The organism is Citrobacter sp. RHBSTW-01044, from assembly GCF_013781945.1.
In the GTDB taxonomy this organism is placed as follows: domain Bacteria; phylum Pseudomonadota; class Gammaproteobacteria; order Enterobacterales; family Enterobacteriaceae; genus Citrobacter; species Citrobacter braakii.
Map to the genome: position 1 here is coordinate 4161800 of NZ_CP056180.1, position 19618 is coordinate 4181417.

General features: G+C 53.8%; 18 protein-coding genes and 1 other annotated feature. Of the genes, 4 read left to right on the forward strand and 14 right to left on the reverse strand.

What is annotated here, in order from left to right:
* Position 1: 1 nt before the first annotated feature.
* From thrA to yjjY, 4 genes are all read right to left on the reverse strand, one after another.
* Positions 2-2464 (reverse strand): bifunctional aspartate kinase/homoserine dehydrogenase I, encoded by a 2463-nt coding sequence (gene thrA, locus HV352_RS19955; protein WP_181635014.1) that lies wholly within the window; start codon positions 2462-2464, stop codon positions 2-4.
* 23 nt (positions 2465-2487) lie between these two features.
* Positions 2488-2614: a sequence feature (Thr leader region), on the reverse strand.
* Positions 2544-2609, reverse strand: coding sequence for a thr operon leader peptide (gene thrL, locus HV352_RS19960; RefSeq protein WP_032337689.1), 66 nt, complete (start codon positions 2607-2609; stop codon positions 2544-2546). It overlaps the preceding feature by 66 nt.
* A gap of 206 nt (positions 2615-2820) precedes the next feature.
* A complete protein-coding gene (locus tag HV352_RS19965) occupies positions 2821-3507 on the reverse strand; it encodes a tRNA/rRNA methyltransferase (RefSeq protein WP_016155643.1) in 687 nt (228 codons plus the stop codon).
* A 399-nt stretch (positions 3508-3906) separates the two neighbouring features.
* Complete coding sequence (gene yjjY / locus HV352_RS19970; RefSeq protein WP_042998021.1) at positions 3907-4047, reverse strand: protein YjjY; 141 nt, start codon at positions 4045-4047, stop codon at positions 3907-3909.
* 95 nt (positions 4048-4142) lie between these two features.
* On the opposite strand from yjjY, the gene arcA reads away from it, so the two are divergent.
* Complete coding sequence (gene arcA / locus HV352_RS19975; protein WP_001194359.1) at positions 4143-4859, forward strand: two-component system response regulator ArcA; 717 nt, start codon at positions 4143-4145, stop codon at positions 4857-4859.
* Between the two features lie 61 nt (positions 4860-4920).
* Here arcA and creD read toward each other — a convergent pair whose 3' ends face one another.
* From creD to creA, 4 genes are read right to left on the reverse strand one after another with little or no spacing between them, the layout of a single operon-like run.
* The gene (creD, locus tag HV352_RS19980) at positions 4921-6288 is read right to left on the reverse strand and encodes a cell envelope integrity protein CreD (RefSeq protein ID WP_181635015.1); all 1368 of its coding nucleotides are present in this window, start codon (positions 6286-6288) and stop codon (positions 4921-4923) included.
* Between the two features lie 57 nt (positions 6289-6345).
* On the reverse strand, positions 6346-7770 hold the full coding sequence (gene creC / locus HV352_RS19985; RefSeq protein WP_181635016.1) for a two-component system sensor histidine kinase CreC: 1425 nt from the start codon (positions 7768-7770) through the stop codon (positions 6346-6348).
* Positions 7770-8459 (reverse strand): two-component system response regulator CreB, encoded by a 690-nt coding sequence (gene creB / locus HV352_RS19990; protein WP_047500122.1) that lies wholly within the window; start codon positions 8457-8459, stop codon positions 7770-7772. The genes creC and creB overlap by 1 nt, the downstream gene beginning before the upstream one ends.
* 12 nt (positions 8460-8471) lie before the next feature.
* The gene (gene creA / locus HV352_RS19995) at positions 8472-8945 is read right to left on the reverse strand and encodes a protein CreA (RefSeq protein WP_016151621.1); all 474 of its coding nucleotides are present in this window, start codon (positions 8943-8945) and stop codon (positions 8472-8474) included.
* Between the two features lie 211 nt (positions 8946-9156).
* On the opposite strand from creA, the gene robA reads away from it, so the two are divergent.
* A complete protein-coding gene (gene robA / locus HV352_RS20000; protein WP_003837295.1) occupies positions 9157-10026 on the forward strand; it encodes an MDR efflux pump AcrAB transcriptional activator RobA in 870 nt (289 codons plus the stop codon).
* Here robA and gpmB read toward each other — a convergent pair.
* The gene (gpmB, locus tag HV352_RS20005) at positions 10023-10670 is read right to left on the reverse strand and encodes a 2,3-diphosphoglycerate-dependent phosphoglycerate mutase GpmB (protein ID WP_181635017.1); all 648 of its coding nucleotides are present in this window, start codon (positions 10668-10670) and stop codon (positions 10023-10025) included. The two genes, robA and gpmB, sit on opposite strands and share 4 nt — an antisense overlap.
* 52 nt (positions 10671-10722) lie before the next feature.
* On the opposite strand from gpmB, the gene yjjX reads away from it, so the two are divergent.
* Positions 10723-11238 carry an inosine/xanthosine triphosphatase gene (gene yjjX / locus HV352_RS20010; RefSeq protein WP_016151618.1) on the forward strand — a complete coding sequence of 172 codons (516 nt, stop codon included), beginning with the start codon at positions 10723-10725 and terminating at the stop codon, positions 11236-11238.
* A 75-nt stretch (positions 11239-11313) separates the two neighbouring features.
* Here the strand turns inward: yjjX and trpR are convergent, their stop codons facing one another.
* Complete coding sequence (gene trpR / locus HV352_RS20015) at positions 11314-11640, reverse strand: trp operon repressor (RefSeq protein WP_019078321.1); 327 nt, start codon at positions 11638-11640, stop codon at positions 11314-11316.
* An 89-nt stretch (positions 11641-11729) separates the two neighbouring features.
* Positions 11730-13667: a murein transglycosylase gene (sltY, locus tag HV352_RS20020; protein WP_047358370.1), complete on the reverse strand. Its 1938-nt coding sequence runs from the start codon at positions 13665-13667 to the stop codon at positions 11730-11732.
* Between the two features lie 408 nt (positions 13668-14075).
* Between sltY and ettA the strand changes: the two genes are divergently transcribed.
* Positions 14076-15743: an energy-dependent translational throttle protein EttA gene (gene ettA / locus HV352_RS20025; protein ID WP_003019019.1), complete on the forward strand. Its 1668-nt coding sequence runs from the start codon at positions 14076-14078 to the stop codon at positions 15741-15743.
* A gap of 99 nt (positions 15744-15842) precedes the next feature.
* On the opposite strand, the gene nadR is transcribed toward ettA, so the two are convergent.
* The 3 genes from nadR to serB all read right to left on the reverse strand — a co-directional run bounded on the left by nadR (position 15843) and on the right by serB (position 19572).
* Positions 15843-17072 (reverse strand): multifunctional transcriptional regulator/nicotinamide-nucleotide adenylyltransferase/ribosylnicotinamide kinase NadR, encoded by a 1230-nt coding sequence (gene nadR / locus HV352_RS20030; protein WP_016151614.1) that lies wholly within the window; start codon positions 17070-17072, stop codon positions 15843-15845.
* Between the two features lie 65 nt (positions 17073-17137).
* Positions 17138-18520: a DNA repair protein RadA gene (gene radA / locus HV352_RS20035; protein WP_181635018.1), complete on the reverse strand. Its 1383-nt coding sequence runs from the start codon at positions 18518-18520 to the stop codon at positions 17138-17140.
* An 83-nt stretch (positions 18521-18603) separates the two neighbouring features.
* Positions 18604-19572: a phosphoserine phosphatase gene (gene serB / locus HV352_RS20040; RefSeq protein WP_047358373.1), complete on the reverse strand. Its 969-nt coding sequence runs from the start codon at positions 19570-19572 to the stop codon at positions 18604-18606.
* Positions 19573-19618 lie beyond the last annotated feature (46 nt).

Sequence of the window (19618 nt, forward strand, 5' to 3'; positions counted from 1 at the left end):
GTCAGACTCCTAACTTCCATGAAAGGGTACGTAGCAGGTCGGCAAATACGCCCGCCGCCGTCACGTCGTTACCCGCGCCGTATCCGCGCAGAACCAACGGTAGCGGCTGATAATAGTGGCTGTAAAACGCCAACGCGTTTTCACCGTTTTTCACTTTGAACAGCGGATCGTTGCCGTCTACTGCTTCTATTTTCACGCGACAGACGCCATCCTCTTCAATATTGCCAACATAGCGTAATACTTTCCCCTCATCACGGGCTTTCGCCACACGCGCGGCAAAGGCGTCATCCAGCTGCGACAATTTCGCCATAAACGCGGAAACATCACCGGAATCATCAAACTCTTTTGGCAGGACCGGCTCAATAACAATGTCAGAAAGCTCCAGCTCACGACCGGTTTCACGGGCCAGGATCAACAGCTTACGCGCCACGTCCGTACCGGATAGATCGTCACGCGGATCGGGTTCGGTATAGCCCAGCTCACGCGCCATGGTGGTGGCCGCGGAGAAGCTCATTCCTTCATCCAGCTTGCCGAAAATAAACGACAGCGAACCAGAAAGAATACCGGAGAAACGTTGCAGTTCATCGCCCGCGCTGAGCAGATTTTGCAGGTTCTCAATTACCGGCAAGCCCGCGCCTACGTTGGTGTCGTACAGGAATTTACGACGAGACTTCGCCGCAGCAAAACGCAGCTGATGGTAGTAATCCATCGACGACGTGTTGGCCTTTTTGTTCGGCGTGACCACATGGAAGCCTTCGCGCAGGAAATCCGCATACTGATCCGCGACCGCCTGACTTGACGTACAGTCGACAATCACCGGATTGAGCAGATGATATTCTTTCACCAGACGAATTAAGCGCCCCAGGTTGAAAGGCTCTTTCGCGCTTTCCAACTCCGACTGCCAGTTTTCGAGATTCAGACCATGGACGTTGGTCAGCAGGGCCTTCGAATTCGCCACGCCGCACACGCGCAGATCGATATGCTTCTTTTTAAGCCAGGTTTGCTGACGTTTAAGCTGCTCCAGCAGCGCACCGCCCACGCCGCCAACGCCAATGACAAATACTTCAATCACCTGATCGGTGTTGAACAGCATCTGATGGGTCACTCGCACGCCAGTGGTCGCGTCATCGTTGTTCACCACAACCGAAATGGAACGCTCAGACGAGCCCTGGGCGATTGCCACGATATTGATGTTCGCGCGAGCCAGCGCGGCAAAAAATTTCGCCGAGATGCCACGCAACGTGCGCATACCATCGCCAACGACCGAGATGATCGCCAGACGCTCAGTCACCGCCAGCGGCTCCAGCAAGCCTTCTTTCAATTCGAGATAGAATTCATCCTGCATGGCGCGTTGCGCACGCGCGCAGTCGCCCTGCGGGACGCAGAAGCTGATGCTATATTCAGAAGAGGATTGGGTGATCAGCACCACCGAGATTCCCGCGCGCGACATCACGGCAAAAACTCGCGCCGCCATCCCCACCATGCCTTTCATCCCAGGGCCGGAGACGCTAAACATCGCCATGTTATTGAGGTTAGAAATCCCTTTTACCGGCAAATCGTCATCATCACTGCTGGCACCGATAAGCGTGCCGGGCGCTTGTGGATTGCCGGTATTTTTAATCAGGCACGGGATCTGGAACTGGGCAATAGGGGTAATGGTGCGCGGGTGCAGCACTTTAGCGCCGAAGTAAGAAAGCTCCATCGCTTCCTGATAAGACATCGACTTCAGCAGTCGGGCGTCGGGTACCTGGCGCGGATCGCAGGTATATACGCCATCGACATCGGTCCAGATCTCACAACAATCGGCGCGCAAACAGGCGGCCAGTACGGCGGCAGAGTAGTCAGAGCCATTACGCCCCAGCACCACTAACTCACCTTTCTCATTCCCGGCGGTAAATCCTGCCATCAGAATCATATGGTCCGCAGGAATACGGCTGGCGGCAATGCGGCGCGTAGATTCGGCGATATCAACGGTAGATTCGAGGTAATGGCCTACCGCCAGCAATTTCTCTACCGGGTCGATGACCGTCACGTTGTGCCCGCGCGCTTCCAGCAGGCCAGCCATGATGGCGATCGACATTTTTTCACCACGGCAAATAAGCGCGGCATTGATGCTGTCCGGGCACTGACCCAGCAGGCTGATACCGTGCAGGACGTGCCTAATCTGTGCAAACTCTTGTTCAACAAAGGCTTTGAGCGGAGCCTGCGGGAAACCCGGTTGCGCGGCGGCAAGACCCACCAACAGCTCAGAGAAAATGCGTTCGGCGTCGCTGATATTGGCTAAAGCATCCTGACCACCGATGGTCTTCTCAATCATCGCCACCAGATGGTTGGTAATTTTTGCGGGGGCAGAAAGAACGGTCGCGACCTGCCCCTGTCTGGCATTGCTTTCCAGAATATCGGCAACCCGCAGAAAGCGCTCTGCATTTGCCACTGATGTACCGCCGAACTTCAACACTCGCATGGTTTACCTCATTGCCTTTGGTCGAAAAAAAAGCCCGCACTGTTTAGGTGCGGGCTTTTTCTTGTGTTTCCTGTACGCGTCAGCCCGCACCGTTACCTGTGGTAATGGTGATGGTTGTGGTAATGGTGATGCTGATGCGTTTCATGATGTTGTGTGCTCTGTAATTATTTATTATCTGTCCTGTATTCTTTTAGGGTTAAAGTATCTGCTGACCTAAGTCAATAAATTTTTAAATTGGTCACATTCCGAAACTTGTTCACGAGCGACTGCTTGCCCTTTTAGTTTCGACCAATACAGTATGTTACCCCTACTTGAATCCAGAGCAAAACACCACAAAACAAATGCAGTTCGATATTTTATTTTGTGATGCTTTTTTCTATATCATGTAAAAAACGGTGCAACATTGCCGTATCTCGCTGCCCTAACAGACCCATTCGCTGTTGCAGCCAGTCCGTCAACTTGATGTCGTCAGAAACATTCAGCGTGGCTAATAAACGCAAAACGCGCGCGCGCAATGCCTGTAGCTGAAGCTCATCCGTCACCTCAATGTTTTTGACGGGTTGTTGTATTAAACCTGCTAATTGATAGCAATACACCATCACCGCCTGCCCCAAATTGAGTGAAGGATAGTCAGCCACCATAGGTACACCGGTGAGTACATCCGCCAGGGCCAATTCTTCGTTGGTCAGCCCTGAATCTTCACGACCAAAAACCAGCGCGGCATGATCCATCCACGTTGATTTTTCCTGCAGCAGAGGAACCAGTTCGACCGGCGTAGCGTAGTAATGGAACTTCGCCCGACTACGCGCAGTGGTCGCGACGGTAAAATCTACGTCGTGCAGCGCCTCCGCTAACGTTGAAAAAACGCTAATATTATCAATAATATCGCCAGAACCATGCGCGACCCATCGCGTGGCGGGTTCCAGGTGGGCTTCGCTGTCAACGATGCGTAATTGGGTGAACCCCATGGTCTTCATAGCGCGGGCAGCCGCACCAATATTTTCCGCTCTGGCGGGGGCAACCAGAATAATTGTTAAACGCATTTCGATACTCTTTTTGGCCAGTCTGCAAGGAATAATGTGACGTGCTTCAACATATTACGCAGTGCGAATTTACATATTTTTAACAGAAATCACTGAAAAAGCATTTCGCATCCATTAAAAAATGCTAAACTATTTCCCGGGTGTACTATTGCTTTTTATGTTAACAAAAGTTGCATATCCCTCTGTTTATCCATGATAATTTAATTTAAAATGGATCGCACTGGTTGGATTCATTACATTTATTAATTTGCTCGTGCAACTAGTTGTAATATTGCAATTTTGTGATGAAAGCAAACATTTGGATACGTTGATTTCATCAAACTGTTAACGTGCTACAATTGAACTTGATATATGTCAACGAAGCGTAGTTTTATTGGGTGTCCGGCATGTCTTAGCCTGTTATGTTGCTGTTAAAATGGTTAGGATGACAGCCGTTTTTGACACTGTCGGGTCCAGAGGGAAACTACCCACGACCAAGCTAATGATGTTGTTGACGTTGATGGAAAGTGCATCAAGAACGCAATTACGTACTTTAGTCATGTTACGCCGATCATGTTAATTTACGGCATGCATCAGGCAGGTCAGGGACTTTTGTACTTCCTGTTTCGATTTAGTTGGCAATTTAGGTAGCAAACATGCAGACCCCGCACATTCTTATCGTTGAAGACGAGTTAGTAACACGCAACACGTTGAAAAGCATTTTCGAAGCAGAAGGCTATGATGTATTCGAAGCGACAGATGGCGCGGAAATGCATCAGATTCTCTCTGAATATGATATCAACCTTGTGATTATGGATATCAATCTGCCTGGGAAAAATGGCCTGCTGTTAGCGCGCGAACTTCGCGAACAAGCTAACGTTGCGCTGATGTTCCTGACGGGCCGTGATAACGAAGTCGATAAAATTCTCGGCCTCGAAATCGGCGCAGACGATTACATCACCAAGCCGTTTAACCCGCGCGAACTGACTATCCGTGCTCGTAACCTGCTGTCCCGTACCATGAACCTGGGTACTGTCAGCGAAGAACGCCGTAGCGTCGAAAGCTACAAGTTCAATGGCTGGGAGCTGGACATCAACAGCCGCTCTCTGATTGGTCCTGACGGTGAGCAGTATAAACTGCCACGCAGCGAATTCCGCGCCATGCTTCACTTCTGTGAGAATCCGGGCAAAATCCAATCTCGCGCAGAACTGTTGAAAAAAATGACCGGTCGCGAACTGAAGCCGCATGACCGTACCGTTGACGTGACGATCCGCCGCATTCGTAAACATTTCGAATCAACGCCGGATACGCCAGAAATCATCGCCACCATTCACGGTGAAGGCTACCGTTTCTGCGGCGACCTGCAGGATTAATTCAATCCTCACTGGTATAAAAACGGCGCTTTATGCGCCGTTTTTCATTTCCCCTACTGCCCTATTTCCACAAGCGAAATTCGTCGCTCTGCGCAGGCTGAAGCTCTGGAAGTTCTGGAGATTTTGGCTTTGCTTTTGGCTGTGCCAGCGAGTGCCAGTCAAGATGACGCGTCAGGAACATTACCCCACACAGCGCGAACAACAGCACACCGGTTCCCAGCAGTAAAGAGCTATCCTGTGAACGTAGCAGCACCCACATCACACCATCCAGCCCCAGCAGCGCCACGGTGAACAAAATACTGTTCCGCCAGCCCTGCAATATCGCCTGCAGATACACACCGTTCATCAACGCCCCCACCAGACTTGCCGTTATCCACGCCGCCGTAAAACCAATGTGTTCCGACAGTGCCAGCAGCAGCAGATAAAACATTACCAGCGATAGCCCCACCAGCAGATACTGCATCGGGTGCAGGCGCAGATTGGTCATACTTTCAAGTACGAAGAAAGACATAAAGGTCAGCACAATCAGCAGGATGGCATACTTTGTTGCCCTGTCCGTTAACTGATACTGATCTGCAGGCGTGGCGACGGCGACGCTAAACGCTGGCATGCCCTGCCAACCAATCTTTTCGTCGTTAAAGCGCTCGCCGAGGTTGTTCGCAAACCAGCTGCTTTGCCACTGAGCCTTGAATCCTGATTCGCTAATTTCACGCTTAGCCGGGAGGAAGTCCCCAAGAAAGTTGGGATGCGGCCAGTTGCTGGTTAAGGTCATTTCACTGTTACGCCCAACCGGAACGACGGAGAAATCGCCGGTTCCGCTCAAATTAAGCGACAACGCCATGCTCAGATTTTGCTCAGCCCAGCTCGCATCGGGTAGCGGAATGTGGATCCCCTGCGCACGTCCATCCAGCCCCGTCCCAGGCTCAACGGCCAGCGACGTTCCATTGACCTGCGGCGCTTTTACCACGCCAATCCCACGCGCGTCCCCCACGCCAACCACAATAAACGGTTTGCCGATGCTGATATTTGGATGATTTAAATCACTTAACCGTTCGGCGTTAAACTCAGCCTTCACCGAAACATCATTGTGCCAGACCTGGCCCTCATAAATACCGATTTTACGTGCTTCAACGTTCTGATTCCCCTCAACTACCAACGACTCCGGCAGCCAGAAATGGATATAGCTACGCTTACGCTGGATTTCTTTACCATCCTCCAGTGAGGTGTAAAGCTCCGTTAGCGGAATGGCTATCAACGGTCCTACCATCTTTTGCGGCCCGCTGGTGCTCTGTCGGATGGCATCTTCGACTTCATCGCGGTAATCCGATCGCTCCACGATGATCTGCCTGACCATCGTCAGCGGAATTAACAGCAGCAGTATTGCGCCACCTAAGGTGACTATTTTCCAAAACAGGGGTGATTTAAACATAGCGTTCTCCTTTGCAATATCAGCAAGGTAGAACAGCTATGTGCGGAGAATTTGAAGTTATGTGAAGTGAGCGTGAAGCGTAAACGAGGCCTGTGTGCCGCCTTGTGGTCGGTTGCACAATGTCACCGTCCCCTCGTGCAGTCGCGCAACCTCACTGACAAACGCCAGCCCTAAACCGCTGCTCTTATGCCCATTTTCACGGGGCAGCGAATAGAAACGCTCAAAAATACGCGGCAACGCGAAGTCGGGGATCCCGCTGCCGCTGTCGATTATCTGCAACGTGACCAGTTCATCCTGCTGATGCGCGCTCAGCGTAATCGTCCCGTCCTGTGGCGTGAAGTCGATAGCGTTGTCGAGCAAATTCCCCAATGCCTGCTCCAGTAACGCAGGATCGGCGGCGACGCTAAGCGATGAAGGCATAATGGTAAGCGTGATGTTTTTTTCCGCCAGTTGCACGCTGCGTGCCTCTTTGAGCTGAGCAAACAGCGCATCTACCGCCACTGGCATCAACGTAATGTCCTGTCGATTCTCCAGCCGCGCCTGGCGTAACAGGGTTTCGACCAGCGCCTGCATGCGCGCATTTTGCGTCAGGATATTATCGGTAAAGCGCGCAACCACGTTCGGCGGCGGACCTTCGCGCAAAATCTCAGCCGCGCCGCGAATGGCCGCCAGCGGACTTTTCAGTTCATGCGTTAACGCATAAACATACTGCTCAATGTAGTTTTTGCCCTCCAGCTTCAGTCGCATACTTTCCAGCGCCTGCGCCAGTTTACGTAGCTCGCTGCTGCCTAAATCAGGCAGTGGGACGGGGCGATTCTCGGTAACGGAGTCGGCATAGCGCGCCAGCCGGGCGATGGAGCGGTTTATCCACCATACCATCCCGATGCCAATCACTAAGGCAATGCCCAGCAATACGGCGCTGGCCCACAGCATCCGCCGTTCACTGCGTTTAATCACCGGCGCCATCGCCGCGTTCGGTTTACCGACACTAAGCACTCCGATAATACGTCCGCCGTCTACGATCGGCGCGGCCACGTACATCACTGAACTTTCCGGATCGTTCGGGTTTTGCGGCGTACTGCGGGCGCCATATTGCCCACGCAGGGTTAACCACACGTCGTTCCAGCGAGAATAGTCATGACCGACAGCCTGGTTTGCGGAATCAAATAACACTTTACCCTGCGCGTCCGTCATGTAGACATGGTATTCATTACGGACTTTGTTAATGCCGCTGATATTGGCGCTGAATGGGCGGTTATGCAGTTGCGAAAATGCCTGCGCCAGCTTGCCGTTGGCGGGAGAGTCAGAGAGCAAGTCATCGCGCGCCAGCGCAGCCAGCAGCGTGGCGGTATCAATCAAAGTGCCTTCGGTCGCCCGGCGGACGCCTGGTTTAATTTCCTGCACAAAGATCGACAAAACGAACCAGGCGGCGACGGCAACAATCAGAAAATAGCCGAGCAACAAACGCATGCCAATGCGCATCAGACGCTCCTCAGGCTATATCCCATACCGCGATGCGTGTTGATGGGGGAAAGCTCAGGGTTGATCGCCCGCAGCTTGGCGCGCAGCGTTTTGATGTGAGTATCGACCGTTCTGTCAAAGGTGTCCTGTGCATCGGCCCAGACTAAATCCATCAACTGCTGGCGTGAGTAAATGCGCCCCGGCGACAACAGCAACGTTTTCAGCAACAGAAATTCATAGCGCGTCAGGTTTAACGGCTTGCCGAACCAGGTAATCTGCGCGGCCAGCTCATTAAGCTCAAAATCGCCGCAGCGCGTCGTCGATGAAGGAGCAGAGAATTTCTGCACCCGCCGCAGCAGCGTACGCACGCGGGCGCACACCTCGCGCGGTGAGAAAGGCTTGGCAACATAGTCATCCGCGCCAATTTCCAGCCCCAGCAGGCGATCCACCTCATCGCTACGCGCGGTCAGAAACAGGATCGGCAACGCCGGATGCCGCTCCAGCAGGCGTCGACACAGTTCAAAACCGCTGATATCCGGTAGTCCGACATCCAGAACGATCGCATCAGGACAACGCTGGCGAGATTTCTCCAGCGCAGGTAACCCGCGCTCAAACGCTTCCACGCTAAAACCTTCCTGCTGCAGCATGTAGATGAGCGTATCGGCAATGCCCTGCTCATCCTCAACCAACCAGATCAACGGTTGTTGCATTTTGCTTCCTTGTTATTCCCGCCACGGCATGATGGGCACCGCGCTGATGGCATTTTTGGGCGATCCATCGACCACTTTATCTGAATAGGCCAGATAGGCCAGGGCATTACGTTTCGCGTCGTAAAAACGCACGACCTGTAAGGATTTAAACACCAGCGAGGTACGTTTTTTAAATACCACTTCGCCCTGCGCTTTGCCGTTCTTGATTCTGTCGCTCAGTTCTACCGGCCCCACCTGCTGACAGGAAATGGCGGCATCGGAGGTATCTTCCGCCAGCCCCAGCCCACCTTTGATGCCGCCGGTCTTCGCCCGGCTCACGTAGCAGGTCACGTTGGTAACATCTGGATCGTCAAACGCTTCGACCACAATTTTATGATCCGGCCCAAACATTTTGAACACCGTATCGACAGATCCAATCTGCTCCGCATGGGCGACCTGCGCCAACATCAGCAGAATTGAGGAAATGATTAAGCTCTTATATTTCATATTGTTACCATTTTTAAAAGTTACTCTGTGTAATTATTCGACATTCTAAGATAAAACGTATACAGATCACAGGATTACAATAATCACGCTTTCGAATGATCGAAAAAAGCATTTATGAGCAAAAAAAACACTGAATGCTAAAACAGCAAAAAATGCTATTATCCTCATACCTGACGTCAGGTACTCGTTGTTGAAAGGATGAGGATATTTTATGGATCAGGCTGGCATTATTCGCGACCTATTAATCTGGCTGGAAGGTCATCTGGATCAGCCTTTGTCGCTTGACAATGTGGCGGCAAAAGCAGGCTATTCCAAGTGGCACCTGCAGAGAATGTTTAAGGACGTGACGGGCCATGCTATTGGCGCCTATATCCGCGCCCGTCGTTTATCGAAATCCGCAGTGGCGCTGCGCCTGACTGCACGCCCAATTCTGGATATTGCGCTGCAATATCGCTTTGACTCTCAACAAACCTTTACCCGCGCGTTCAAGAAACAGTTTTCCCAGACGCCTGCGCTGTATCGCCGTTCACCGGAATGGAGCGCGTTTGGTATTCGCCCGCCTATGCGACTGGGTGAATTTGCCATGCCTGCGCACGAGTTTGTCACGCTGGAAGATACGCAACTGCTTGGCACCACGCAAAGCTATTCCTGCTCGCTGGAGCAGATTTCAGATTTCCGTCATGAAATGCGAATTCAGTTCTGGCGCGACTTCCTTAGCCAGGCTCCTGCGATCCCACCGGTGCTGTACGGGCTGAACGAAACGCGTCCGAGCATTGAAAAAGATGACGAGCAGGAAGTGTTTTACACCACAGCACTGACGCCGGAACAGGCCAATGGTTATGTGCCGTCGGCACAGCCTATCCTGCTACAGGGCGGCGAGTATGTGATGTTTACCTATGAAGGGCTGGGGACCGGTGTACAGGAGTTTATCCTGACGGTTTACGGCACATGCATGCCAATGCTGAACCTGACCCGCCGTAAAGGGCAGGATATCGAGCGATACTACCCGGCAGAAGATGCCAAAGCGGGAGATCGCCCGATCAACCTGCGCTGCGAATTCCTGATTCCGATTCGCCGCTAGCGCTGCAGTTCGTCTAACGCAGGGGCGTCCAGATGTGAGATGTCCCCTGCCGTTTCAACTACCCATCCCGGCGCAAGCCACAAACTTTCCTGGTAATCGACGCGAGAAATAGAACAGTTGCGCAGACGCAGGCGACGTTCAGCCCATGCCGGTAACCCCAGAATCGTACTCACCAGGCAACCCAGTGCAATACCGTGACTGACCAGCAGCGGACGACTCCCCGGCGGCAACTCCAGACAGGATGCCAGCGCCGCGTGGACGCGATCGCTCAGTTCCTGCATCGATTCCCCTTCAGGAATACGCCCCTCCACCGTACCGTTCACCAACTGGCGACGCCAGCCCTCTTCTTCCGACGTCAGCGTATCGATATGACGTTGCTCCAGCACGCCCATATTCAGTTCGCGCAAACGTGAGTCATAGGTGGTATCACAGCCACAGGCCTGGGCGATGATTTCTGCGGTGCGTCGTGTACGACCTAAATCGCTACTGATGACATGCGTAATACCAAACGTGCGGGCGCGTTCGCCCACCTGCATGGCTTGCTGTTCACCTTTAGCGGTCAGTGGGCTGTCTGACTGGCCTTGAATACGTCGCTCGGCGTTCCACTGCGTTTCGCCATGGCGAACAAGGTATACCTGTAACATGCTTTTTTTCCGTTATACTGCGATGCGATGAATTTTCAAACTGAGCTTAATTATGCACAAGGTTATCTCTGCGACCACCAATCCTGCCAAAATTCAGGCAATTCTGCGGGCATTTGAAGAGATTTTCGGGGAAGGATCCTGCCATATTGAACCCGTCGCCGTCGAGAGTGGCGTGCCGGAACAACCTTTCGGAAACCAGGAAACGCGCACTGGCGCACGAAATCGCGTTGATAATGCGCGCCGTCTGCACCCGCAGGCTGATTTCTGGGTCGCTATTGAAGCGGGAATTGACGACGATGCGACCTTCAGTTGGGTGGTGATTGATAATGGCGTCCAGCGCGGCGAAGCCCGTTCAGCCACGCTGCCATTGCCAGCTGTCATTCTCGACAGAGTCCGTCAGGGCGAAGCGCTCGGTCCGGTGATGTCGGACTACACGGGTATTGATGAGATTGGCCGTAAAGAGGGCGCAATCGGCGTCTTTACCGCGGGCAAGCTGACGCGCTCAAGCGTATACCACCAGGCGGTGATTCTGGCGCTCAGCCCGTTTCATAACGCAGTGTATTTATAGCGTTGTGCCGGATGGCGGCTTCGCCTTATCCGGCCACAACCGCGCCACATAATTAGGCCTGAAAGCGAAGCGCCATCAGGCATTTTTTAGCAGCACCTGCTCCAGCCAATGACGCAGATCCACCGGGGCGGATTTGAGGCTGTTCGACCCCCGTGTAATGGTGGCGATCCCCGCCCCGAGCTCGTTTTTAAGCTCGCGCTGACTCATCTCGCCGCGCAGCAGCTCTTCAATGATACGCACGCGCGTGCCCAGCGCTTCGCGCTCATCCGGCGTTAACATCAAATTGAGCAGGGGCAGGTGTAAGTCTTGTTCATAGGCGTGTTTAAGCAGATCGACAAAACGTAACCACTCCTGGTGACGCTGTTCTGCCATCTCTGCCGAATAGGGTGATTGCTGAGTCATAAGTTATCGCCATCGTTGCGGGGGAAGCGTGCTTGCTTCCCCCTTTTGTACTCTTTAACGAGTACGATAGCATAACACAACCGACACGATCAGTAACGACGTTGCCATTCTGCGTCGCTCATCAACTCCGGTTTGTCACCGAGGAAATAGCGATAGTACGCATCGTAAGCCAGCACGTTCTTCACGTAGCCACGCGTCTCAGAGAATGGAATGCTTTCGACAAACGCGACAGCATCGATACGACCCGCGCTATTGCCAAGCCAGGTGCGAACGCGCCCCGGTCCGGCGTTATAGGCCGCCGACGCGAAAATGCGGTTATTACCGAATTGCTGATAGACATACTGTAAATAGCTGGTACCAATGTTGATGTTGGTATCAGGATCCAGTAGTTGGCTCGGGCTGCTGTAACCTGGAATCGAGAACATTTTCACCGTATGCGTCGCCGTACCCGGCATAATCTGCATCAGCCCGCTGGCGCCAACCGGCGATTTTACTTTCGGGTTCCAGGCGCTTTCCTGACGCGCTATCGCCATCGCATAGCTTGGCGGAATATCCTTGCCGCTGGTGTAGCGTGTAAACAGATCCTTGTAGGCCAGTGGGAAACGCTCTTCCAGATGATCCCACAGCTTACCGGCGATCGTCGCTTGTACGCTCAGATCCCACCAGTGATTGTTGAACGCGTAACGCGCCAGCTGAGCCTGCTCAGACTTCGTGCGACTGGTGACCAGATTCGCCCATTCACTGCGCGCGGTATTGTCCAGGTTCCAGTACATTAGCTCGCGCACACGTGCCATTTCCGGTCCCTGAGTCAGCGCAGAGTCAACGTTTGCCGGGGCTTTATCCACTTTCAGCTCGTACTCTTCACCCAGACGCTGTGCCGCCACCATCGGATAGAAACCGCGCTGCTGCATGAGCTGGTGCAGGATCTCTTTGGCTTCCGCCTCACGCCCGCGCTCAAGCAGCAGATCCGCCTGCCAGTAACGCCACTCATCTTTCTCTTTTGCTTCCATTGGCAGACGCGCCAGCCAGGTATTCAGACCACGACGATCGCCGGTTCCCAGCGCCATGCGCACACGTCGCTCCACAAGCGAGGTGGAATTCGAGCGCATAATGGCGTCATCGCGCCATTTGGCCTGCTCATCGGTAACGTCATTACCCATCAGACGCCAGGCGACGATGTCGCGCAGCTCCTGGGTTTGCTCGTCATTCAGCTGTTGCGCCTGCGCCAGAGACGGGATCATCAGGCGGGCGTTTTCCGCATCCTGACGCGCCACGCTGGAAAAAGCCACCGCCGCCATCTGTCGGGTGAAATCCGTCGCGCCAGTGGTGCGTGCAAAGGTCATCACCGAATTCGGATCGTTGGCCAGCGCGATGATCGCCGAAGCGATAGTTTGGTATTGCGCGGGCATTTGCCCAGCTAACGCCGTGACCAGACCGGTATTCCCTGCTTTCATCGCCAGACGAATACGCTCCAGATACGCCAGCGGATCCTGAGTTCCTGAGGCGCGCCATACGCCGAATAATTTGTCACAGGCGTTCGGCTGGCTTTTCCCGCTCAACCACAGTTCTTTCGCGCCCTGCCAGGCCTCTTCGGTTTGCCCGGTGCTCCATTTCGCAAAGTAATAGTTGCATTGCGCTTCCGTGGTACCCGGTTTTTCTGGGCTGAACGCCAGTAGTCCACGCCAGTCCTCCCGTCGCGCCAGTTCATTCACGAAACGTGATTGCAGAGTACGCGCGGGGGGCAGCGTCGGGTTGGCGCGCACAAAATTGGTAACGGTAATGGTAGGCTGATTCATCAGATCGTCAGTAATCTGACGATATTCCAGATAAGGATACAGAGGATAATTCTTCAGGCCGGGCATCATCTGCTCTACGACATCCATCTGTCGGTTATCCCAGGCCTGTTTAATTTGCGCATAGCGACTGCGCTGCTCATCCAGGGAATCGGCTCGCGCCACTTGACTGACCGTCAGCAGACATACGCTGGCCGCCAGCAGGCGCCAGGTAAATTGATTGGCTTTGTCCACAAGCTCTTCCTCTTCTCATGTTACGTCTGTGCAGCATCATGCCGCTTAATTAGTTCATGCTAACCAGACATTGCAGAATGCGCCACGTCACGGACACTTTTTTACTTTTGTTGCGAGTGAGATCTGCTGGCTGGGATTGGGCAATGAAAAAGGCTACACTTCGCCTTTGATAACTATTTACCAATAATTAGCCCTAAATAATTCAAGTTGCAGCAAGGCGGCGAGGGAGTAAATCCCCTGAGCGTACATAGTGCGTGACTGGGGGGAACGACAAATCTGTCAGGAACAGATTTGAACGCTGCGGAGCAGCGGCCCGCAAGGGCGAGGCTCATGGATGAGCCGAGTAACTCACAGCCAACGCATCTGCAGCTTGAAGTATGACGGGATAAATAAAGAGGCGAGTCCAACGTGGCCCAATTTGTTTATACCATGCATCGTGTCGGCAAAGTCGTTCCGCCGAAACGTCATATTCTTAAAAACATCTCACTGAGCTTCTTCCCTGGCGCCAAAATCGGTGTACTTGGTCTGAACGGCGCGGGTAAATCGACCCTGCTGCGCATCATGGCCGGCATTGATACCGATATCGAAGGTGAAGCTCGCCCACAGCCTGGAATTAAAATCGGTTACCTGCCGCAGGAACCAAAACTGAACCCGGAACATACCGTTCGTGAATCCGTGGAAGAAGCGGTTGCCGAAGTGGTTAACGCGCTGAAAGGTCTGGATGAAGTGTACGCAAAGTACGCCGAGCCGGACGCCGACTTCGATAAACTCGCTGCGCAACAGGGCAAGTTTGAAGAGATCATTCAGGCGCACGACGGTCATAACCTGAACGTGCAGCTTGAGCGTGCCGCTGACGCCCTGCGTCTGCCGGACTGGGACGCTAAAATTGAGAATCTCTCCGGTGGTGAACGCCGCCGCGTCGCGCTGTGCCGCCTGCTGCTGGAAAAACCAGACATGCTGCTGCTCGACGAACCGACTAACCACCTGGACGCCGAATCCGTTGCGTGGCTGGAACGCTTCCTGCACGACTTCGAAGGCACCGTGGTGGCGATTACCCACGACCGTTACTTCCTCGACAACGTTGCGGGCTGGATTCTGGAGCTTGACCGCGGCGAAGGTATTCCATGGGAAGGCAACTACTCCTCCTGGCTGGAGCAGAAAGATCAGCGTCTGGCGCAGGAAGCGTCTCAGGAAGCGGCTCGCCGTAAATCCATTGAGAAAGAGCTGGAGTGGGTGCGTCAGGGCGCTAAAGGCCGTCAGTCTAAGGGTAAAGCCCGTCTGGCACGCTTTGAAGAGCTGAACAACACCGAATACCAGAAGCGTAACGAAACCAACGAACTGTTTATCCCACCAGGAGCACGTCTGGGTGATAAAGTCGTTGAAGTCACCAATCTGCGTAAATCCTACGGCGATCGCGTTCTGATTGACGACCTGAGCTTCTCCGTACCGAAAGGCGCCATCGTCGGCATCATCGGTCCGAACGGCGCGGGTAAATCTACCCTGTTCCGTATGATGTCCGGTCAGGAACAGCCAGACAGCGGCACCATCACGCTGGGTGAAACCGTCAAGCTAGCTTCCGTTGACCAGTTCCGTGACGCCATGGACAACAGCAAAACCGTGTGGGAAGAAGTTTCCGGCGGGCTGGATATCATGAAGATCGGCAACACCGAGATGCCAAGCCGCGCCTACGTAGGCCGCTTCAACTTTAAAGGTGTTGATCAGGGTAAACGCGTAGGCGAACTCTCCGGCGGTGAGCGCGGTCGTCTGCACCTGGCGAAGCTGCTGCAGGTTGGCGGCAACATGCTGCTGCTTGATGAACCAACCAACGACCTGGATATCGAAACCCTGCGCGCGCTGGAAAACGCCCTGCTGGAGTTCCCGGGCTGCGCGATGGTCATCTCGCACGACCGTTGGTTCCTCGACCGTATCGCGACCCACATCCTAGATTACCAGGATGAAGGTAAGGTTGAGTTCTTCGAAGGTAACTTTACCGAATACGAAGAGTACAAGAAACGCACGCTGGGCGCAGATGCGCTGGAGCCGAAGCGTATTAAGTACAAGCGTATTTCTAAGTAATTACCGTTAAGCGCCGGATGGCGGCGTTACGCCTCATCCGGCCTACGAGGTTAGTGCGACTTGTAGGCCGGATAAGCGCAACGCCATCCGGCATTTACGCTATCTCTGCTCGCCCATCAACTCTTTCACCAACTCCACGCAGCGCAAAAATCGACCGTCATAGTCGGGCTCCTGAACGTGCACAAAATTGATATTGTTTTCCTGCAGCATCTCGACCAGCAGCGACTGAAACGCTTTTCTGTCAACCGAACTGCCGAGACTGCGTAAGCCATCCGCCACCCATGGAGTGTTATTCTCCAGCAGGATCACCAGGTCAAAGCGATACTCGTCAATCAGGGCCTGCACAAACGGGTGTTCACGCCCTTCATACTTTTTGCAGAAGGCCTGAGTGGTAACGAAATCGGTGTCGATAAACGCCACTTTATTGGCATACTTGACAGCAAAATCAATGTATTGGGCTTGTCCCAGGGCGATTTTATCGTAGTCGGAATACTGCAACGCCATCTCATCACCGCCCAAATGGGAGAAGACGTAATCACGCCCATATTCCCACGCACTGGTAGTGTTAAAGATATTGGCGAGCTTGTTCACCAGCGTCGATTTTCCGCTCGACTCTCCGCCGAGGATCGCCACGGTGCGCACGAAAAACGGCTTCACTTCTGTAGGAATATACTCCCAGTAGCGAAACGGGTTCTCACGGATTTGCCCGCCGCTGATGTTCATAAACGTCCGTTTGGGATCCACCAGCACGGTTTCGATCCCCAGATGTTCCAGATACTGCGGGGCATCTGACTCTTCAGAGGTGTAAATCCAGTTAGGCTGGATCCCTTTCTCCTGCATAAACGTTTTGATCCCGTTGCTCCACACATCCCAACCGTGTGGATACGGCTCCATACCCTCTTCGTTGAAGGCGTGAATACGGATATTTTTCTGATACTTAAAGGTTTGCAGCAGCCAGCGTAGACGATCGGGCACCGTGGGCTGTTGCGACATAGCGCTGTCTTCAAACAGGCTGCGATCGCGCGTGTCGTCATACCCCATGATGATATGCAGTTCATCAACCTGACTACACGCGCGCTGGATAAGATAGATATGGCCGGTATGCAGCGGATAAAACTTACCGAATACCACACCGATATTCTTCTGCTGGCGCGGAAACTCCAGCCCGAGAAACCGGTGCAACGCCTCCAGCTTTTGCGCGCTGGGGCTTTTAATTTTGGCATTCAGCAGTTGGCTTAAATATCCCTTGGTCATGCCACTGGCATCTGCCACCTGTTGCAGGGTACAGCCCTTTTGCTTAATGGCGGTTTTCAGATAATCAAATGACACAAGAGCCTCCTGCTGTAAAAATAAACGTAATACCCAATACCGCCGGAAAGACGACGGGTATTTTATTATAGGTCGTCAAACACGCTTAAAGCATCCGTAAGCTTCTTAACGCCAAAGACCTGCATCCCTTCCGGCACTTTTTTCGGCACGTTGGCGGCAGGAACAATCGCCCGACGAAAGCCGTGCTTCGCCGCTTCGGAAATACGCTCCTGGCCGCTGGGTACCGGACGGATTTCGCCCGCCAGTCCCACTTCGCCAAAGACCACTAAGTCCTGCGGCAGCGGTCGGTCGCGCAGGCTGGAAACCATTGCCAGTAGCAGTGCCAGATCGGCGCTGGTTTCGGTAACCTTCACACCGCCGACCACGTTGACGAACACGTCCTGATCCGCCATCTGCAAGCCGCCGTGACGATGCAGCACGGCCAGCAGAATCGCCAGACGGTTCTGCTCCAGACCGACCGCCACACGACGCGGATTCGCCATCATCGAATGGTCGACCAGCGCCTGAATCTCCACCAGCAACGGGCGCGTGCCTTCCCAGACCACCATCACCGAACTGCCGGAGGTGACTTCATCGCCACGGCTTAAGAAGATAGCGGAAGGGTTGCTAACTTCACGCAGCCCCTGTTCGGTCATGGCAAAGACGCCCAACTCATTCACCGCGCCAAAGCGATTTTTATGGCTACGCAGAGTACGAAAACGAGAATCGGCGTCGCCGTCGAGCAGAACCGAGCAGTCAATACAGTGCTCCAGCACCTTTGGACCGGCCAGCGAGCCGTCTTTGGTGACGTGGCCGACCATGACAATCGCCACGCCGCGCGTTTTGGCAAAGCGGGTCAGGTAAGCCGCGGTTTCGCGTACCTGTGCCACGCTGCCCGGCGAAGACTGAATGTCCGCCATGTGCATCACCTGAATGGAGTCGATAACCATCAGCCTCGGCTGTTCTTCTTCGGCAATCAGGCAAATTTGTTCGATACTGGTTTCCGACAGCATGTTCAGATTCGCCGTCGGCAGACCGAGTCGATGCGCGCGCATCGCCACCTGTTGCAAAGACTCTTCGCCGGTGACGTACAGGGTTTTCATCTGCTCAGCGAGCTTGCACAGCGTTTGCAGCAGCAGCGTTGATTTCCCTGCGCCGGGGTTGCCGCCAATCAGGATGGCGCTGCCGGGCACCACACCGCCGCCCAGCACGCGGTCAAACTCTTTAAATCCGGTGGAAAAACGCGGCAACTCTTCAAGGCTGATATCAGACAGCTTCTGCACTTTTGCGATGTCCGCATTTCCGGCATAGCCGCTGAGCCGCTCGTTACGCGCCACCGTTGGTGACGCTGCAAGGCGTACCTCGGTAATGGTGTTCCAGGCCTGACAGGCGCTGCATTGTCCTTGCCAGCGCGGGTAATCGGCCCCGCATTCGTTACAAACAAAGGCGCGTTTTGGAGCTTTGGCCACGTTTTACCTCTTTCGTTAGCGCGTTTACCGGACAGCGTGGGCGCTTATCCGGCCTACGGTCACTTTGCCATCAGGCAATTAAATCATTTCTGGTTCATGCTGCCAGAGAGAATGCAGAACACGCCCATCAGGTCAGCGTGACGGATCGTAATCTCCGTCTTTTCATTCACTTTGGGTTTGGCATGATACGCTATACCCAGTCCAGCCGTTTTGATCATCGGCAGATCGTTGGCGCCATCGCCGATCGCCACCGTCTGCGCCATCGGGATCTCATACTCCTGCGCCAGGCGAGTCAGGGTGTTGGCTTTGTACTGGGCATCGACGATATCGCCGATCACGTTGCCGGTGAATTTACCGTCTATGATCTCCAGCTCGTTTGCCACAGCCGCCGTCAGACGTAGTTTGTTACGCAGATAATCGGCAAAGAAGGTAAAACCGCCGGAGGCAATTGCCACTTTCCAGCCGAGCGTTTCCAGTTTTAACACCAGCTGAGTCAGGCCAGGCATCAGTGGTAGCGTTTCGCGCACCTGGTGCAAAATATTGGCATCAGCGCCCTTCAACGTCGCCACGCGGCTGCGCAAGCTGGCGGTAAAGTCCAGCTCGCCGCGCATCGCGCGTTCGGTAACTTCGGCTACCATTTCGCCGGTTCCCGCCAGTTTGGCAATTTCATCGATACACTCGATCTGGATAGCCGTTGAATCCATGTCCATCACCAGCAAACCCGGCGTGCGCAAATGCGGAATTTTACCCAGTGGCGCAACATCCAGTTTGGCATCATGCGCCAGTTTTGCCGCACGCGGCGTTAACGAGCCCGCCAGACGAATCACCTGATAATCCTCAACGCACCACGCCGCCACGATCACCATCGCCGCACCCAGTTTGCTCTGGTATTGCGTTAACCGTTGTTTATCCAGCCCACGACCGTACAGCAGCCAGCCACTGCGGCCCGCGTGGTAATCCAGCGGCATGACTTCATCACCGCTTAAAGAGAGAGGCAGACCTGGCCACAGAGAAACATCTTCAGGTAGATCGCACCAGGTAATGTTAGGCATTAAAGCTCCTGTAAAATCGTTCGGGTCGGAATCATCAGGGGAAAAT